The sequence below is a fragment of the Gilliamella sp. ESL0254 genome, assembly GCF_013344985.1.
Classification (GTDB): Bacteria; Pseudomonadota; Gammaproteobacteria; order Enterobacterales; family Orbaceae; genus Gilliamella; species Gilliamella bombicola.
This window is the reverse complement of sequence record NZ_JAAEDU010000002.1, coordinates 59239-77777: the sequence shown is the minus strand read 5'-3', so window position 1 is coordinate 77777 and position 18539 is coordinate 59239. Positions and strand designations below refer to the sequence as shown.

Here is an 18539-nt window from a genome sequence, read left to right as displayed (position 1 = left end):
TAAATCTATCTTGCTATTTCTGTTAATTATATTATTGCGTTGCTTTAAGGGCTTGTTCTAGGTCTGCGATAATATCGTCAATATGTTCAATGCCGATTGATAAACGAATCATTTCTTGGCTGACTCCTGCTTTTTGCAGTTCTTCATCATTAAGTTGACGGTGTGTTGTTGATGCTGGATGACAAGCTAATGATCGTGTGTCTCCAATATTCACCAGGCGAATAATCAACTTTAAAGCGTCAATAAATTTAGCTCCTGCTTGCTTACCACCCTTTATACCAAATGATAAAATTCCTGCAGGCAAGCCATTATTCATCTGTTTTACTGCTAAGTGATGTTCTGGATGACTATCAAGACCTGCGTAATTCACCCAGCTAACTTGTGGATGAGATTCCAGGTATTTGGCAACTTTAAGCGTATTTTGGCAGTGTCGTTCTATTCGTAAAGATAACGTTTCGAGACCTTGTAACAATAAAAAAGTATTGAATGGTGATAATGCTGCTCCCATGTTTCGTAATGGAATGACACGACATCGAGCAATGTAGGCGGCATCGCCAAATGTTTCAGTATATGAAACGCCATGATAAGATGGATCAGGTTGATTTAACATTGGATATTTGTCAGCATACTTTTTCCATGGAAATTTACCTGAGTCAACAATCATCCCACCTAAACTATTACCATGTCCACCAATGTATTTAGTTAAAGAATGAACTATAATATCGGCACCAAATTCAAATGGACGGCAAAGAGCAGGGCTTGCAACAGTATTATCAACAATTAAAGGGATGCCATGACGATGTGCAATGGTTGCTAGTGCAGTTAAATCAACAATATTGCCAGCAGGATTACCAATGCTTTCACAATATATTGCTTTAGTTTTATCATCAATTTGTTTTTCAATTGCCTCAAGATCATCATGTGGAGCAAATTTTGTTGTAATACCAAAATTGGGTAAAGTGTGAGCAAGTAAATTATAAGTACCGCCATATAGTTTTGATACCGAAACAATATTTTCACCACTAAAAGTAATGGCTTGAATAGCATAAGTGATGGCTGCCATGCCTGATGCTACTGACAATGCGCCAATACCTCCTTCAAGTGTAGCGACACGAGTTTCAAGTACGGCATTAGTTGGATTAGTAATTCGTGTATAAATATTACCGGCTACTTTTAAATCGAAGAGATCGGCGCCATGCTGAGTATCATCAAAGGCATAAGAAGTTGTTTGATAAATTGGTACAGCGACTGAGTGCGTTGTTGGTTCAGGATTATAGCCTGCGTGAAGAGCAGCTGTTTCTGGTTTCATATGAGAGCCTCTTAATTATAATAATAAGGCTCTATTTTGTGCAAAAAATATCAAAAAAGTAAAGTATTATAAAACCATTCTTACAATATCGATTTCGCCTAATTCTTTATAAAGGTTCTCAATTTGATCAATATGGGTAGCATTAATTGTAATTGAAACCGAATGATAGTTACCTTTGCTACTCGGTTTAATTGATGGCGTATAATCACCAGGAGCATGCCGCTGGATCACAGTTACTACTTTGTCGACAAGTTCAGGCTTAGCTTCCCCCATAACTTTATAGGTAAAAGAACATGGAAACTCTAATAATTCATTTAATTTTGTTGGTTGCATAATATTAATTTTCTCAGTTACTGGTTCGATGTATCGGTATCAAGAATGATTAGTATATATAGGCAGTTTAGCATTCTTCAAGTAACGAACAATAAACATCGCTTTTTTAAGTATATATTTTGAGCTATGATAAGGAAATTCTAACATAGTAAAATAAAAGTATCTTGCTATTTACCAATAAGGCTAAACATCATGTTATCTAAGTCCAATCATAAAGAACCTTTCGGCACATTACTAGGTTATGCACCGGGCGGCGTTGCTATTTATTCATCTGATTATGAAACCTTAGATAAAAAACTGTATCCCAATGATGCATCATTTCGTAGTTATTGTGGGTATGAGTATATGGGATATAAATGGCAATGTGTTGAATTTGCAAGGCGATTTTTATTTTTAAATTATGGGATCGTATTTACTGATGTAGGGATGGCGCATGAAATTTTTTCGTTACGTTTTTTAAGACAAGTAGTTAACGAGGCGATTTTACCTTTGCAGGCGTTTGCCAATGGTAGTAAAAAAAAGCCAGAAGCAGGCTCTTTATTGATATGGGATGATGGCGGTGTATTTGATAGAACGGGTCATGTTGCGGTTATCACTGAAGTATTTGAAGATAAAGTACGAGTTGCAGAACAAAATGTCATCCATATACGATTACCCATTGGACAGCAATGGACGCGTGAACTTCAAATGTCAGTAACGAGCGAAGGCTACGAATTGCATGATACATTTGACGATACCAAGATCTTAGGGTGGATGATACAAACCGATGATACAGAGCACAGCTTGCCACAACCGACAGTTCCTAATCCATTATTGATGATTCATAGTGCTCACCTTAAAAACGAAGGGCAATTTGAAAAAAAATGGCTTAATGAGTCAAATCCATTAGAAAATGCCTATGCATTTGCTGCAGGTCATGCTATTAGTCATGATGATCATTATCGTTATTTCACGATTTCTGAAAGTGCTGAGCAAGAATTAATTCGAGCCACTAATGAATTACATCTAATGTATTTGCATGCGACTGACAAGGTTTTAAAAAATAATGCTCTGTTAAAGAACTTCAATATTCCCGAAATACTATGGCCAAGGTTAAGACTTTCATGGCAGCAACGTCGTTATCAAATGATAACAGGACGATTAGATTTTTGTATGGATGAACGCGGCTTAAAAGTGTATGAATATAACGCCGATTCAGCTTCATGTCATACAGAAGCCGGGGATATTTTACAAAAATGGGCGGATCAAGCTGGGTTAAATATAGGTACTAATCCTGGTTGTGGCTTACTCAATTCTTTAGCTAACTGTTGGCGGCATAGTGATGCTCAACCTTTTGTTCATATCATGCAAGATGATGACAGTGAAGAAAATTATCATGCGTTATTTATGCAAACAGCCCTTACTCAGGCAGGGTTTGACAGTAAAATTTTGAGGGGGCTCAATGGGCTAAGGTGGGATAAACGGGGTAGACTTGTAGATGATGAAGAGCGCCAAGTCACCTGCGTTTGGAAAACATGGGCTTGGGAAACTGTATTAGATCAACTTCGTGAAGAAAGTGAAGCGCAGATTGCCGGCTTGCCGATCCGTACTTGGCATCCAGAAAATACGGTCAGGTTAATTGATGTATTATTGCGACCAGAAGTATCGGTTTTTGAGCCCTTATGGACGGTGATTCCAAGTAATAAAGCTATTTTGCCAGTATTATGGTCATTGTTTCCAAATCATCGCTATTTATTAGAATCAACGTTCAAACTTAATGAAAGCCTAATTAAAAAAGGTTATGCAGTAAAACCAATAGCAGGGCGTCGTGGAAGTGATATTCAATTAGTAAGTAACCAAGAACAGATCCTTGATAAAACCGTTGGAAGTTTTGCTAAGCAAGAAAATATTTACCAAGAATTATGGTGCTTACCAAAAGTCGAAGACCGCTATCTACAATTATGTACTTTTACGGTAGGCGGTCATTATGGTGGTACTTGTCTACGTTCTGATCCTACTTTAGTTATCAAAGGTGAAAGCGATATGCAACCATTACGTGTATTGACGGATCAAGATTTTTTAAAATAATTTAGGGAAAAATTTCAGGAAAGTATGTGTTTCAGTATAAATTTGTAACTCGTATAGGTGTAATGATTGATATTAAAATTTTTATAAAACAATTGGTTATCTTTTTTTGTTTATAGTTTATATAAATATTTTTATTTATGGTGAAACTTATCAAAAATATGACTAAAAATTCATAATATCCATAATCATATCAATTACAATAATGGTGTTTTCTGTTAAACTTATTTTTGTTGAGTAGGAATGCTAGAAATAAAATAATAGAAAGGAACATATGGCAAATACATTACTTCGAAGTGGTGATATTAAAAATTTTAAAATGCTAGGGCATGATGGTAAAGCCGCTTATTTAGTTGCAGCTCAAATCCGTGAAATGTTTAGAGTTAAATTAGGCAAACAATATGCCGATTATTTAGCTATTCCTCAACGCAATGATCAAGGTAATATTATCGATTGGTATATTCCTTTTGATTCAAATCAGCCTGATGGGCAATATGATATTGTTCCTTGGACTTCAGCTAGTGAATCTGAGCAACAGTCAGCGCTGGCTTTACTGAAAGAATTTGAACATAAAGTGATGAATTTTGGCAAACAGCTAGCCAGTAATCCTAATTTAAAAGGTGATCAACTGCTTTTTAGCCGTCTTATTTATGATCCAAAAAATAATGTTGATAGTGCTGAACCTAATTTGATGGCAATACGTTTTCCAAGTAATCAATTTGTTTATATTGTTAACGGTAAACCGGTGATTACTTTCTGGGGATTTGTGTATCCGCACATCTCTCAGGGAAATTCTCCATTCTATAGTTTAGAGCCGGTAGCAAAAGTTGCACAAGCAGCAGCCGTTACTTCTGCGACGCTTATTGATAATAAACCATGGTGGAAACGTTGGTGGATATGGTTGCTAGGGTTATTACCATTATTATTGTTGCTTTTATTAGCGTTATTTTTGCTACGCGGTTGTTGGTTAAAACCTGAGATATCGATTAATCCGAATGTATCTTTAGATAATAACAATATTAGTCAACCTGAAAAGGATGACAAACAGGATAAAAAAGCGATAGATCCAGCATTAAAAACTGAGCCAAGAGATGTGGTTGTTGATAATCGGTTCGGTGTTACGGGTAGTGCTATACCAAATGGCACGATTTTAGACAATGCAACCAATACTCCAACTAACCCCAATGTAGCAAGTGATTCGGTTGATCATTCTGTAGCACCAGATAATGCAAATGAGGGTAATAATACTTCAAATCCAGATGCGCAAGATAATAAAAATGATCAAGTGACTGCGCCTGATGTGGGTAAAACAGATGATAAAGATGAAAAATCAACGCCTACAGATCCCGATAAAAAAGATAATACAGATGTTCAAAATGGACAAGACAAAGATAGCGCTGACCATACTTCTTCACCATCAGATAAAGATAATAAAACAGATTCTAACTCTGCAGTTGATCAAACCAATAATTTGGCTTTACCAGCAGATGCAATCAAGCAAGGTTCTACAAAATTCTTAGATGGTCAATGGTCTGCCAATGGGGGTATTCAAGACAAAGCCACAGGTAAACCGTTGCAATTAAGTTACAACTTTAAAGATGGTAATGGCGAAGTCACTATAACGCGTAGTGACGGTGTAAAATGTACAGGTAATGTTGGCACCGATATTAAAAATGCTAATTTAGGTATAGCGGGTAATACTGAGGCTGTTTGCAGTGATAACACCAAATATCAATTACCCAAAATTCAATGCACACCAGGCAAAGATAATAAAGCCAATTGCCAAGGAATTTATAATAATGGGACTGCATTCCCAATAACGATGAAAAAACAATAAAGGTTATATATGCTTCCAGAATTACGCAATTATGGTCAAGAAGTGACACTGATTATGAATAGTGGTATTCAGTTTCTTGATTTTGCACTTAAAATCGATTGGAAAGATAATCAATGGCGCAGTAAAGTCAATGGAGCCTTTATTGATCCATCAGAAAGTGGTGCACTCATCAGGTTGATTGAAGATGTGGAAAGTGGTCAATTTTTTACACCCGATAATCCAACATTTGCTGTCAAACCAACACAAGAAATTAGTGTTGATCAGTCGTTAAAATTATACGATGGTATTTGGTTACCTGTGCCTGTTTTGCGTTCAATACCGCCAGAGCGCTTTGATCAAGGACCGCATAATTGGAGCCGAGTTCGAATTGTTAGCATTCCTGAAGGTGAAGATCCTGATGGTAATACACATCGAATTACGTTTGCTTTTGATACAAAAGTATTTGCTAACTTACAAGATGTGGCTTATCTTGCTCCAACCGAAAATGATGTGATGACTGGTGCAGTCTTTAGTTTAGCACATCGTTCTGATCAGGTTTCATGGTATTTAGAGCTCAAATGGATAACCAGTTGGTTAATTGATCTCTTTCAAGAGCTGGCGCCACAATCTGAGCGGTTAAAGATCCATAAAGATGATCTTAATCAAGAAATTAAAAGCAAATCTTATTATGGACACTACCTAAATATTATCCATTTACTTGCCGATTCATTGCAATTACCGACAATTAAAATTGTATCAAATAATAAAGATGATGTGGTGAAATCAATTCCTGTCGATATGATTTTAGATGTGGGTAATTCACGCACTTGTGGGATTCTAATTGAAGATCATGCCCAAGATAAAGATAGTTTAAATCATCGTTATGAGCTTGAAATCCGTGATTTAACTCAGCCTGAACATATTTATAATGAACCGTTTGAAAGTCGAGTTGAATTTGCCCAAACTTTTTTTGGCAAGGAACATTTTTCTTTGCAAAGTGGGCGACGTGACACGTTTCGTTGGCCAAGTATTGTCCGTGTTGGTCAAGAAGCAAGCCGACTTGCCAGTCGGCGTGAAGGCAATGAAGGCGCAACGGGACTTTCAAGCCCAAAACGTTATTTGTGGGATCAAGATAAATATGAACAAGGGTGGCGTTTTAACTCTCATTATGTAAAAAGTGATCATGAACCATTTGCAACGGCAGAGCCTTTTTCGAGTTTAATTAATGAATATGGTGAAGCGTTGCATATTCTTAGCAATGATATTCAAGAAGAGTATGATCGCAAAATGCCGGTTTTCCACCCAAAATACTCTCGCAGTTCTTTGATGACGTTTATGTTATGTGAAGTATTAATGCATGCATTAATGCAAATGAATAGTGTCGCTCAGCGTAATAAACTAGAGCATGCGAAAACACCACGTAATTTACGTTCAATTATTTTAACGATTCCGCCAGCCATGCCAAAACCCGAACAAGCAATATTTAAAAGTTGCGTATATCAAGCCATCGGTTTGGTTTGGAAAAGCCTAGGGTGGGATAGTTCAGATGACAATATTGATTTCAATAACCCTGAGCAATTAAAAAGTGTTTGGCCAAATATTCCTGAAGTTTATATTCAATGGGATGAAGCGACTTGTGGCCAAGTTGTGTATCTTTTTAATGAAACACAAAATAATTATAATGGGCGATGTGAAGAGTTTATTGCCTCAATGATCCGTCCGGGGAAAGCTGATAAGCAAAAGCTAACGATTGCAACGGTTGATATTGGTGGTGGCACAACCGATTTAGTGATTAACGATTATCAATTAGACTACGGCGTTAACGGGCAAGCCAACAGTAGTAATGCCTATATTGTGCCAACTCAGCTTTTTCGTGATGGGTTCAAAGTCGCTGGGGATGATATTTTACTCGATATTATCCAAGATACCGTTATAACGGCTTTAACCAATGGTTTAAAACAAGCTGGAATTGCAGACCCTAACCCAATTTTGTCCACCATTATTGGCTCTCAGCAACTATCCATTCAAGATGCGGTATTACGCCAGCAACTTACCTTACAGCTATTTACACCAATTGGATTACAAATATTAAAAGCGTACGAACTTTATGACCCATTACACACAGAGCAACATGTCTATTGTTCTACTTTCGGTGAATTATTACAACACAATATGATGACCGATAACGTGCTCAATTTTATTAATGAACCGATTAAGCGCGCATTAAATAATCCTGATTTTTCAGTACTTAACTTAAGTATTGAGATTAACCTTAAACGTATTCATTATTTGTTTATTCGGGGTGATTATTACAATATTTGTAAAACGTTTGATGCATTATCCGAAATTATTAGTTGTTATCAGTGTGATGTTCTTTTGTTAACAGGTCGACCTTCGCGTTTACCCGGTATCCAAAGTTATTTTCGATCACGCTTATCCATGCCTGCTGGTCGAATTTTGCCTTTGCATGGTTATTATACTGGTGGTTGGTATCCTTTCCATAAACAAGAACGAATTGATGATCCTAAAACAACGGCCGCTGTGGGGGCGATGTTGTGCTTTTTAAGTAAGAATTTACGATTACCTAATTTCTATTTTAGATCCTCTAATATAGATTTATATTCAACTGTTAAGTACATTGGACTTTTAGATAATCTTAATATGATTAAAAAAGAAAATGTCTATTACCAAGATATTGATCTGGATAATCCTGATTATGATTTTCCTAATCTCTCATTTGAAATTCGAGGCACTACAAGACTTGGTTTTAGGCAACTTGATGTTGACCGTTGGCCAGCATCGCCTATCTATATTTTAACGATTGAAAGCAGTGAAGTGGCTAAGCGATTAAGCGCTGAAGGCGTCGTGTTAGAAGTGACTTTAGGCATAAAAAATAAACAAAAAACGATCGAAAATTTTTATATTAAAGAAGTAAAAGCCTCAGATGGGCGAGCCTGTAATAAAAATCAGGATATTAAACTAAGTTTAAACACCATGGTTAACTCGGGGTTAATAAGTACGCAATATTGGCTTGATAGTGGAATGATAAAACGATGAAAAACTTAAATGAACAACTGCCTAAATCTTGGGATCAGGTCTATCAAGCATCTGCAAAGGCTATTGAGTGGGTGAACCAAACACGGCATTCATCTAAACGTTTAAATAGCGAAGCGGATAACTTAATTTTGGATTTGCGTCGTTTGCGTAACAGCGCAAAACGATTGGGCGATGTCTCAACTAAATCTGTTGCAGTTGGTTTTTTTGGATTATCACAGGCAGGTAAATCTTACCTTATTTCAGCACTTGCAGCTGGTGAAAATGGTAAGCTTGAAACGGTTGTCGATAATGAAGTGTTAGATTTTATTGACCATGTTAATCCCGTAGGTAGTGGCAAAGAGGCGACGGGGCTTGTCACTCGCTTTAGCCGCATTGCCAAAGGGGGCATACCTAACTATCCGTTAGAATTAAAATTATTTAAAGAGATCGAAATAGTCAAAATCTTGATAAATGCTTATTTTAAAGATTTTGATCAGCAAAAAGTATCTAATAAAATCGAGTTTGCACCGTTAAATCAGACCATTCAACGCTTAGAAAATCAGAAACAAACCAATTATGTTGGTGGTGTTAGCGAGGATGATATTGTTGATCTTTACGATTATTTATCTGAAAACTTTGGTAATTCGCTTGAAGAATTGAAAGGGGGATATTGGGAAAAAGTAACGCACCTTATTCCTTATTTATCAATAGCTGAGCGTGGTGAGCTGTTTTCTGTCTTATGGGGTGGAATTACTGAACTGACGATAATTTATACTCAATTAGCCACCACATTATCAAGTTTACACCATGCTGAAACTGTGTATGCACCGCTTTCAGTATTAGTGAAAGATAATAATGGTACCAAGTCGCAAATTGACAGTATTATGAATGTTGATATTCTTGAGCGATTAAATACCGACAAAGATTCATCGATTACCATAACGCCATTAAATAGCGCACCAACATCAATATCTTTAGCGCAATTGGCTTTTTTAACCGCCGAATTAATTTTCCCATTAGTCAATAAAACCAGAGTGCCAACTTTTGAAAATGTGGATTTACTTGATTTTCCTGGATATCGTGGGCGTTTAAATTTGATATCGATTTCAGATGTGAAAGAAGGCAACCCCATTGCTCAGCTTTTATTGCGTGGTAAAGTTGCTTATCTTTTTGAAAAATATACTGATAATCAAGAAATGAATGTGCTAGTTGTTTGCACTCCGTCAGATAAACAATCAGATGTTAATGATGTTGGTCCAGTACTTGAGCGTTGGATCGATAAAACCCAAGGTGAAACAGCTGAAAAAAGAGCAACGAAAAAAGCAGGGTTATTATGGGCAATTACCATGTTTGATAAACGTATTGGTACCTCATTAACGCTATCAGAAGACAATCTTAAAAATAGCTGGGGTAAAGGTGGGTTACTTCAGCAAACTATTTTAGAACGCTTTGGTAGTTACGATTGGTTAAGCAATTGGTCTAACGAGCATCAATTTAATAATGTCTTTCTTGTCCGCAAACCGGGGTTTGATGTACCGTTTTTAAATGTCGATCCGAACACCTGCCAAGAGCAATCTTATAATGAAAATTATCAAGATAAAATGAATGTATTAAGAAGTACATTTGTGCAAAATAGTGATATCAAACAGTACGTGTTCCAGCCAGAAGAAACATGGGATGCTATGTTAAAACTCAATGATGGTGGTATAGGACGAATTAGCCAATACTTAGAACAAGTGGCTATTACTGAAGTCAAACAGCAACGAATTGTTGAACAGCTTAATGAAAAGATTGAATATATTATTAATATGCGTTTTGATACTTGGTATCAAGCAGACAATGCTGAAGAGCTAGCTAAGAAAAAACAAATCATTGCTGATGTCGTTAAAGAATTACAGAGTAAAGCACTATTATTAGGCGAGCTACTTAAAGTGTTTGAACTGCCAGATCAAACCATTAGAGCGCTTTATCACTCCAATACTGTCGAAAATGAAACGCAGCAAGCTGGCAGTGATAATTTGTTAGATAATTTATCTAATGATTTTGGTTTAACGGCTGACTTTGAACTATTTTCTGATGTTAATTCGTCATCAACCACCAAACAAAGCACCCTATTACCTACGGAATCAAAGTTTGCAAAAACAGTTTTTTCGGCATGGTTAGATCATTTAAGAAATATTGTGCTAGATAAGCATATCTTAGATTTTTTTGGTATCAGTCAAAAATCACTCTCTTTTATGGTAGAAGAACTGATTACTGCTGCAAATCGAATGAAACTTGAAGCAAGTTTAAGTGAACGCATTTTGCATAATGAAAATACAGGTAGTAAACGTGATGATCTAGAGTCTAGACAAGTCAGTACTATTCATACGTTACTGGCCGACTTTATTGCTTGGCTTGGTTTTATTCAAGGGCAAGCAAGTGATATACCAATGAGCAAAGTTAATCAGGGTAAACCAATATTTTCTTCACCATTAAGCGAATTTAATGTGCAATCATCGCATTTATTACCAAAACTGGACGACAACACTAAAAATTATTCTCAGTATGCAATATTTGATTGGTTTATTGCCTTTGCTATGCTTGCGCAAGAAAATGTAGGGCATCATGCAGGACGCGAAATTAGCCAAGAACAAAATAGCCGATTGGGCGAAATTCTTGCTTTTTTCAAGCAATCGCGGATTAGTTAAAATAACAAAGTATAGTAGGAAAGTCTTTTTGAGCGAAACGCCCTTTCCTATTCAATAGCTCAGATAAAAAGTACTTACATATTTGAGTATAAAAATAGAGGATATCATGGCATTAAGAATAGAATTAGATGGTTATAAACCCGGTATTGCGAAGTTTTTAGCTCAAAAATGGAGTGGTAGTTCTAACATTGATATGCTTATACAACGAAATCAAGACGGCTATTATTTATCTGGTTTGAATCAATGGAGTCCTGAAAAAAACTGGCACGCCGTTGAAAATATGTCCGTTTATAATGGACAATTAACAGGACAAATTGGTGAATGGCTGGTCGACTCTTTATTATCACAAGAAAGCCAGATTCGATTTCTTATACAAATTCGTGATAAGCAAAATGAGAATTATGTTGATGGAGGAGTTGTGAGTATTGCTGATTCAGTTCTTGCATCAACAGCATTAAACTTACAAACCGCATTACCGAATGACGAGCAAACTATAGCGCAGCCAGATCCTGTTAGTGATTCTATTATCGAAGAGCAAACACCATTAATTGAAGAATCTAGCCTTGACCCTGAAAGTGAAACGTTAGCGGAACCTATCGAACCAGAACTAGAAATAATACCAGTGGAACCAGTTAAATCGAAAAGTCGCCTAGGGTTAATTGTGGCTATTATTATCGGTTGTATAGTGCTAATTGGACTTGGTATTGCTGCATGGTATTTTTTATTTTCCAAAAATCAATCGCAACCAACTCCAGCAGTGCAAATTAGTGGTCAATGTAATTTGAACAACGCCTCTACTGATGATTTAACCTTTATTCAACAATGTTTACAGACCAAACCAGAGACGGATGCCATTATTCAAATCATTACTGAAGCTAAAAAAACTGAAAAATGTAATATTGCTCAGCGGTTATATGCAAATCAGGCTCAAACTAATTCTAAAATTGCGATGTTATATGCAAAAGAGTATGACGAAAAATATTATGAAGCAAATAATTGCTTTAAAGCAGATAAAGAAACGGCTATTTATTGGTATGAAACGTCTTTGACTAACGATGCAAATAATACGTTCGTTAAAGATCGTTTAACCGAATTACAAAAATAATGAGGAGCAAGAATGAATAAGCTAGCTATCTCGAAACTCATTTGCACACTAGGTCTAACATGCCTACCTTTGATAGGGTTTGCAACTGAGCCACTTAAACAGGCTGGAAAAACAACCCTATACCAACGAGTATTAAGTACCCCAACGTGTGAATTAAAAAACAATATTACCGATGCTACAGGCAAATCCTTGCCTGCATTTTCCCGTTATTATGTTTATGAACGCAAAAATGACAATAATCAAGAGTGGCTTAGTGTTGGTCCAGATTCTTACGGAAAAACCATTGGTTGGATTAATAATTCATGTGCGATAGCTTGGAATATGCAAATGACATTGGTTTTTACAAATCCAGTGGATCGTGATCCTTTGCTCTTTTTTAAAGATAAGGCCTCATTAACAGCAATTGTGGATGCAGACAAGCCTGAAGCTTTATTAAAACCTATTCGTGATGCATTAAAAGCCAATAAACCCGCTTCAGACGTGGTGGCTCAAGAACCTAAAGAGTTCGTTGATTTTAAAAGTAACTTCTATTTATTACCTATTTTACAAGGTGAGGAAGTGATGAATGGGCAAGGGTTTTATGAGCGAGTGTTAGAAGTTGCCTCAGTCAGTAAACAAGAATCATTGATAAAAAATAACACAAAACCAACAACTACCCAAACGACTGATGATAGTGCCAACCAAGTAGCCCCTTTTAAAGCCGCCATAGTGTTTGTTATTGACTCGACTATTTCTATGGATCCTTATATTTCAAGGACTAAGGAAGCGGTAGAGCGAGTTTATCAACATATTGAAAAAGAGAATTTGCAAAATCAAGTTAAGTTTGGATTGGTTTCCTTTCGGTCAAGCTTAAAGGCATCAGATAAGCTTGAATTTGTGACCAAAATTTTTGCGGATCCTAATAAAGTTAAAGATAAGGAAGATTTTAAACAACTGAGTTCTTCGCTTAAACAAGCTACCGTTTCTACCTCGTATTTTGCTGAAGACTCTTATGCGGGTGTTGCTCAAGCATTAAATGATATTAATTGGAATAGTTTTGGTGCGCGTTATATGATTTTAATAACAGATGCGAGTGCAATTCCTGGTGATGATAAGCTCTCTAGCACTGGCATGGATGCAGCGCAATTAAGACTTGAAGCTCAGCATAAAGGTGTTGCGATTTATGCATTACATTTAAAAACGCCAAGTGGTGCAAAAGATCATCAAATTGCGGCAGAACAATATTCGGACTTAACGTATAACGATTTTATTCATAAATCACTTTATTACCCAGTGAATGCAGGTGATGTAAATGAGTTTGGTCAAAAAGTTGATTTGCTAGCAAAAGCATTGTCTGAACAAGTTAAACTTGCTTATAAAGGTGAAGCTTCTGTTGGTAATGCCATCAATGCAAAAGATGATAACTCAGACATGTTAAAAGATGCATTGCTACTAAGCAAGGCAATGCAACTGGCTTATTTGGGGGATGTTAAGGGCACTCAAGCACCGTCAGTTTTTAAAGCATGGATTACCGATAAAGATTTTGTCAAACCAACTATTCCAACAGCAGAGCCACGTATATTATTAACAAAATCGCAACTGAGTGATTTGAGCGACGTGGTTAGCAAAATCGCTAATGCGGCTAATGATGGATTGATTTCAGCCGATGATATGTTCTCTCAGCTTCGTTCTGTTGCTGCGGCAATGGGGCAAGATCCAAGTAAATTAAAATCCGATTCTGTCACAAAAATTGCTGACTTAGGTTTGCTGGGTGAATATTTAGATAATATCCCTTATAAAAGCGATGTCACTGGACTTGATCAAGATACATGGAAAAGTATGAGTGGGCTTGAACAAGAAAAATTTATTCGTAATTTAAACAGTAAAATTCGCTATTATCAAAAATGTAATGCGGATGTCGATCGTTGGATTTCATTAGCTGACGGCAGTGATCCGCGTGAAAATGTGTATCCTATACCATTAGAAATGTTGCCATAATATGTTAAATATTAAGCAATTATCGATTTCACGCTCAACAGGTAAAGCCTTTTTTAGCGTTTGCCTGCCAAAGCTTACTGTCAAAGCAGGTGACGTTGTTGTTATTCAAGGCGATAGTGGTGCAGGTAAAAGCACGCTACTTGAAATGGTGGGAATGATATTAAAACCAGACCACATTGATAGTTATAACTTAGTTGTTGATAAGCGTGATCTTGATATTGCAACGCTAATCAAGCAAGATAAAATCGAAGAACTTGCTGATATTCGCGCTCAATATTTAGGCTTTATGCTGCAAGCAGGTGGATTACTGCCATTTTTGACGATTCGTGACAACATTTTATTATCATTAAAGTTATTACAAAAAAAAGTGGATAATAGCCGGTTTGATTATCTAGTGCAAAAACTCAATATCGCACATTTGCTCAATAAACACCCTAAACAGCTATCCATTGGTGAAAGGCAACGAGCTTCTTTTATTCGTTCGATTATTCATAAACCCGCGTTATTACTTGCCGACGAGCCGACTTCGGCATTGGACCCCTATAATGCGAGTTTACTGTTTGATTTAATTATTGAGCAAGCTCAGCAAGATAATATTACTGCCATGATTGTAACACACGACTTGCAATGTATAGCTAACAAAGGGTTATTGACTTTATCGGCTAAGTTAACTTCCGCACAATCATCAGAATTTTCACCGTTACAAGATAAGGCGTAAAAAATGACTAAAGCAATATCAAAATGGTTACTTGTTACTCGTTTATCGTTAGCGGACTTATGGTATGACAAAAAAGTATCATTTTGTATTATTGCCTCAGTAATATCAGTGATTACGCCATTATTATTGTTATTTAGTTTAAAATACGGTGTTGTTTCACAGCTTCGAGAGCAATTACTCAGTGATCCGCAAAATTTAGAAATAAAAATTGTGGGGAATTTGCAACTTAAAGATGAAATGTTTGAGTGGATAAAACAGCAACCTGAAACAGCTTTTGTTATTCCACTCACACGTTCATTAAATACACAAGCTGATTTAATGAAAGATGCTAGCCATTTTGTTAATAATGCCGAAATTATTCCCACGGCTAAAGATGATCCAATAACAAAAAATTTGCCATTACCTAATAATAAAAAGCAAATTTTATTAAGTTCATTATCGGCCGAAAAAATGCAAGTCACGATGGGAAGTCGTGTGAAAATGGTGATCACAAGGCAGCTTGATGGAAAACTTGAAAAAGGAATGACACAATTAGAAGTGGTAGGTATTATTCCCGAAAATCGTTATAGCCGTGCAGCGGCTTTTGTCTCTTTAGATTTACTAATTGAGATGGAAAATTATTATGATGGTTATCAAAGTGATGTTTTTGTGACTTCTACTGGACAATTAAATCCACCTCACCATACGTCGTTTGCGCGGGCCCGTATTTATGCAAACTCACTGGATAATGTGGCTCCATTAGCATTTAAATTACGAGAAAAACATATAGAAACGCGTACCGAGGCTAATGCAATTGAAAATATGCAAGCAATCGATCGAGTGCTTAATTTTATTTTTAGCGTTATTGCCATTACGGCAGTATTGGGATGTGTTTTATCATTTACTGGGTCATTTTTATCGAATATTGAACGTAAACGCAAAGATATTGCTTTTATGCGATTACTTGGATTTCGCTCGAAAGGCATTATGCTTTATTTAATTAATCAAGCAATGATTTTGAGCTGTTTTGCTTTTATAATCTCTTGTGGGCTGTTTGCGGTAGGAAATTGTGCTTTTAATTTAGTGTTAGGTAAAAATTTACTTTCACAATCCGTTGTGAGTCAATTACAATTTTATCATCTTATTATTGCATTTTTAGTGACTTTATTTATTTCAGCGGGCATTGTGGTTATAGGAGGGCGACGTGCTATTCAAATTCAACCAGCAGAAAGCTTACGTGAAGCATAATTATACCCGATTAGCTTGTTGGGGATTGGCTACAATTAGCTTACTACCGGTATTAAGCTTTGCTGAACCTTGGGATAGTAAATTTTATAATCCCAAGCCTACAAAAGATGATGTTATTTTACCTATGCCATGTGATGGTAGTTTAGTGATGAAAAAGGTATTTACCCCTACCGATAAACCGCTAGATGATGTCAAAGTCATTTTAGGAAGTAATCAAAAAGAGCTCGGTTTTGCCGAGTATGCCACGCCCAATTATATTGCTGGTAGCTTTTCTGATGCAGGTAAAGAGCGCTATTATTTGATAGGTAAATATGAGATCACCGCATTGCAATATCAATCCGTCATGAATGATACTTGTCCAACTCCTAAAATAAGTCTTTCCTTTCCTATCACCGATATTAGCTGGTTTGATGCTATCGCTTTTACAGATAAATATAATCGTTGGTTACTTGCAAACCAGTCAAAAATAAAATCAATAAATTTACCGAATGGTTATGTCCGTTTACCCAATAATACGGAATGGGAATATGCCGCGCGTGGTGGCTCAAAAGTGACAGAATCGGAATTTCGAGAATCACGATTCCCTATGGCTAAAAATCTCGAAAATTATGCGTGGTTTTCTGGTGCCAAGTCTGCTAATGGTAAATTGCAACTTATTGGTAGGTTAGATCCTAATCCCCTAGATCTGTATGATATTTTAGGTAATGCGAGCGAAATGATGTTTGATTCGTTTAGAATGAATAAGCTTGATCGCTACCATGGACAACAAGGAGGAATGATTGTTCGTGGGGGGAGCTATTTAACGCCCGAATCTTCAACTACCAATGCTTTTCGTACTGAAAAGCCTTTCTATGATGATAAAAATGCTTATAAAAGTAAAGATGTTGGATTTCGCTTAGTTTATACAACTGAAGTGATGAATTCGAATGACAAAATAAAAGAACTGGACAAAGAATGGAGTGAATTAGGCAGTGAAACTGATAGCACAAAAAATGGTAATGTTGTCGGTGAACTTGAAAAAATCACTAAACAAGTTGAAGATGAAAAAACAAAAAAAGAATTAAATCAACTCAATACACTTTTACGTAGCGCCAATCAAGCGCGTGATGAGCAACGAGATCGTTCTATTCAATCTGCATTACAATTAGGTGCATTTTTGTGCGCTAATGTTTCAGATTTGAATGGCAAGTTTGAGTATAATGATAATTTATATAAAACAATGATTAATGAAGTTTGTGATTCAAAAGAGGCAGATACTGTAACCGATGACAATATGTGCTCAAAAGTGAAGCTTGATAATTTAAAACAAGTCGTTGATGAGTCTAAAAGTGCTAGGGACTTTATATTAAAATATTATTCCGACACGATTGTTAATACAGCGTCAAATTACGAGAAAAATACGATTAATGATCAAGTTAAATCAACGCAATTTATTCTCGAAAATAGCGGTAAAGCGAATATGAGCGATTATTTAAAACTCTATTTCAAACATATTAATCAATATATTGAATCGGGGAAGATCGAGCGGACAGCTTGGCTACAAACGTGTAATGAGATAAAAGGAAAAAAATGATGAATAAAATTATAGTAACACTGACTTTGTGTATATCGCTTATTTTAACAGGGTGTCAAGGCTCTGGAGGAGTAAGTTCTAGAAATGTCGATCCTGCATTAACAAAAAGCAATACAGCTAAGTTTTTTAGCAAATCAGCTTGGCAATCTTGTGCTATCGGTGCTGGTTTAGGTGGTATTGGCTGTATGTTAGCTGGTGGAAAAACAGGAGTATGTCTTGCGTCTGCGGCTGTTGGTTGTGGTGTGATGATGGGGGCTAACTATTATCTTGACAGTAAACGGGCTGAATATGCTGATGATGAGATGCGTCTAGATGTTTATATTCAAGACGTTCAAAAGAACACTTACGAAGTACAAGCGGTGACCGAAACAGCTAAAGCAGTATTAGATAAGAATTTAGCAACACTGAAAGTATTAAATAATCAAATAAAAAATGACACATTAAATAAAAAACAAGCACAAAATGATTTGACACAAATTGATGCAAATATCGCTTATTTAAGAGACAAATTAAAAAGCATGAAAAAAGTTGAGAATGATTGGGTTTCAATATCTTCTCAAGAACGACAATCAGGTGTTAGAGTATCAAGGCTGGATCAACAAATTAGTCAATTGCATAAACAAATATCAGTACTTGAAAATCAAATTAATCTTGTTACCAAACAACGTTCAGCAGTTAAGGTGAGCTAATT

At 36.2% G+C, this 18539-nt stretch carries 12 protein-coding genes; 10 read left to right on the top strand and 2 right to left on the bottom strand.

Annotation, left to right across the window (positions count from 1 at the left end):
• Positions 1-31: 31 nt before the first annotated feature.
• Together GYX25_RS07165 and ybeD are read right to left on the bottom strand one after the other, a co-directional pair.
• A complete protein-coding gene (locus GYX25_RS07165; protein WP_174787067.1) occupies positions 32-1309 on the bottom strand; it encodes a bifunctional O-acetylhomoserine aminocarboxypropyltransferase/cysteine synthase in 1278 nt (425 codons plus the stop codon).
• Between the two features lie 66 nt (positions 1310-1375).
• Positions 1376-1642 carry a DUF493 family protein YbeD gene (gene ybeD / locus GYX25_RS07160; RefSeq protein ID WP_091348383.1) on the bottom strand — a complete coding sequence of 89 codons (267 nt, stop codon included), beginning with the start codon at positions 1640-1642 and terminating at the stop codon, positions 1376-1378.
• Between the two features lie 192 nt (positions 1643-1834).
• Here ybeD and gss point away from each other — a divergent pair, with 192 nt between their 5' ends.
• The 10 genes from gss to GYX25_RS07110 all read left to right on the top strand — a co-directional run bounded on the left by gss (position 1835) and on the right by GYX25_RS07110 (position 18537).
• Positions 1835-3709 carry a bifunctional glutathionylspermidine amidase/synthase gene (gss, locus tag GYX25_RS07155; RefSeq protein ID WP_174787066.1) on the top strand — a complete coding sequence of 625 codons (1875 nt, stop codon included), beginning with the start codon at positions 1835-1837 and terminating at the stop codon, positions 3707-3709.
• A 271-nt stretch (positions 3710-3980) separates the two neighbouring features.
• Positions 3981-5543 (top strand): SrfA family protein, encoded by a 1563-nt coding sequence (locus GYX25_RS07150; protein ID WP_174787065.1) that lies wholly within the window; start codon positions 3981-3983, stop codon positions 5541-5543.
• Positions 5544-5552: 9 nt separating this feature from the next.
• Positions 5553-8579, top strand: coding sequence for a virulence factor SrfB (locus GYX25_RS07145; protein WP_174787064.1), 3027 nt, complete (start codon positions 5553-5555; stop codon positions 8577-8579).
• The gene (locus tag GYX25_RS07140; protein ID WP_174787063.1) at positions 8576-11248 is read left to right on the top strand and encodes a putative virulence factor; all 2673 of its coding nucleotides are present in this window, start codon (positions 8576-8578) and stop codon (positions 11246-11248) included. Before GYX25_RS07145 ends, GYX25_RS07140 begins: the two co-directional genes overlap by 4 nt.
• 106 nt (positions 11249-11354) lie before the next feature.
• Positions 11355-12353, top strand: coding sequence for a hypothetical protein (locus tag GYX25_RS07135; RefSeq protein ID WP_174787062.1), 999 nt, complete (start codon positions 11355-11357; stop codon positions 12351-12353).
• Between the two features lie 12 nt (positions 12354-12365).
• Positions 12366-14330, top strand: coding sequence for a vWA domain-containing protein (locus GYX25_RS07130; RefSeq protein ID WP_091348369.1), 1965 nt, complete (start codon positions 12366-12368; stop codon positions 14328-14330).
• A gap of 1 nt (position 14331) precedes the next feature.
• Positions 14332-15048, top strand: a complete 717-nt coding sequence (locus tag GYX25_RS07125; protein ID WP_174787061.1) for an ABC transporter ATP-binding protein — start codon at positions 14332-14334, stop codon at positions 15046-15048.
• 3 nt (positions 15049-15051) lie between these two features.
• A complete protein-coding gene (locus GYX25_RS07120) occupies positions 15052-16275 on the top strand; it encodes an ABC transporter permease (RefSeq protein ID WP_174787060.1) in 1224 nt (407 codons plus the stop codon).
• Positions 16265-17848, top strand: a complete 1584-nt coding sequence (locus GYX25_RS07115) for an SUMF1/EgtB/PvdO family nonheme iron enzyme (RefSeq protein WP_202983838.1) — start codon at positions 16265-16267, stop codon at positions 17846-17848. Before GYX25_RS07120 ends, GYX25_RS07115 begins: the two co-directional genes overlap by 11 nt.
• Positions 17848-18537 carry a hypothetical protein gene (locus tag GYX25_RS07110; protein ID WP_091348362.1) on the top strand — a complete coding sequence of 230 codons (690 nt, stop codon included), beginning with the start codon at positions 17848-17850 and terminating at the stop codon, positions 18535-18537. Before GYX25_RS07115 ends, GYX25_RS07110 begins: the two co-directional genes overlap by 1 nt.
• Positions 18538-18539 lie beyond the last annotated feature (2 nt).